The organism is Nocardia brevicatena NBRC 12119, from assembly GCF_000308495.1.
GTDB classification, from domain to species: domain Bacteria; phylum Actinomycetota; class Actinomycetes; order Mycobacteriales; family Mycobacteriaceae; genus Nocardia; species Nocardia brevicatena.
Map to the genome: position 1 here is coordinate 1 of NZ_BAFU01000192.1, position 1,491 is coordinate 1,491.

The 1,491-nt window shown below is 67.3% G+C and carries 1 protein-coding gene; it reads right to left on the reverse strand.

Annotated features, from left to right (window positions below):
- Window positions 1–32: 32 nt before the first annotated feature.
- Window positions 33–1,442 (reverse strand): FAD-binding oxidoreductase, encoded by a 1,410-nt coding sequence (locus ON20_RS25935; protein WP_051163331.1) that lies wholly within the window; start codon window positions 1,440–1,442, stop codon window positions 33–35.
- Between the last annotated feature and the right edge of the window lie 49 nt (window positions 1,443–1,491).

The following is a 1,491-nucleotide window of genomic DNA, read 5'->3' on the forward strand; positions in this document are numbered from 1 at the left end:
CTCACCGCCGGTATCGAGTCCGTCTGCGCTCGTTACGGAGTAATCCGGGCGGGTCGTGCTGCCGGGAGGATGTTCGGGTTGAGTATCAGCGGCGGGTCGATACCGTGCCGAATCGCTTTCATCACATCGAGGTCCACCGCGGAGCGGGCCAGATGTATCCACGCCGCCTTGGACCTACCGATACCGTGTTCGGCGCTGATGCTCCCGTCATGGGCGGTCACCAGTTCGAAGACGAGGTCGGTGATCTGTCCGGTCTGCTCGGGATCGACATCCAGAAGATTGACGTGCACGTTGCCGTCCGCGATGTGGCCGAAGAAGACCAAACGCACCGCGGGGAACTGCGCTGGGACGGCTCGGGTGAGCGCGGCGACAAAAGATTCCAGCTCCGCAAGCGGGGTGGTGATATCCAGTTTGACCGGTGGTGTCGTCGAGGACGCGTTGATCGCTTCGGTGTGGCCTTCACGGTAGTCCCACAGGCGCGACCCGTGCTCGACAGTGGCGTCGGTGACAAGACCATCTTCCCGGTCCAAGGTTTCGAGCAGCATCGATTCGGTGTCCGACGGACCGGACACCTCGACCAGCAGGAAAAGAGGCGTCTCGGTCCCCAGCGGCGGACGGAGACCGCGGTGCCGGCGGACCAGACCCAGACCGGTATCGCTCATCAGCTCCGCGGCTTGGATGGTCAGGCCGGTGCGGCGTAGGGCATCCAGCAGCGCGAGCGCCGATCCGACCGTCGCGACCGCGACCAACGCCAGTCGCGTATGCGAGGGCGGCACATGCAATTTCATCAGAACCCGGGTGATGACCGCGAGCGTTCCCTCCGACCCGGCCAGCAGGCCCGGCAGGTGATAACCCACGTTGTCCTTCGCGAAGGCCTTCCACCGGGTGAGCACGCTGCCGTCGGAGATCACCGCTTCGATTCCGAGCAGCTGGGCCCGGGTATCACCGTACCTGACCACACGCACCCCGCCCGCGTTCGTCGCCACGATCCCGCCCAGAGTCGCCGAGTCGCGTGAGGCGAGGTCGACACCGAACACGAGCCCCGCCCCGCGCGCGGCCGCCTGCGCCCGGGCGACGGTCACCCCGGCGCCGGCAGCGAGGGTGTGACCGATCGGGTCCACGGCAGTGATGGAGTCCAGGCGCGCCAGACTCAGGACGATCTCGCCGTGCATCGGGACCGAACCCCCCACGAGCCCGGTATTACCGCCTTGCGGGACGATCCCGACCCCGGCGCGGCGGCAGACCCGGAGCACGCGGGCCACTTCCCCGGTATCGGCCGGTCGGACCACCGCGGTGGTCGTGCCGTGCCAGCGACCCGTCCAGTCGGTGATGTAGCGGGCCGTCGTGTCGGGGTCGGTGAGCACATGGGCCGAGCCGACGATATCGGCGAGTTCGGCGACAACACCTGTGGCCGACACCGGATCACTCCTTCCCGGATTCATCACCGACAAGGCCCACACCATCCGCCGCGGAGATGTACGGCAGCTCGGC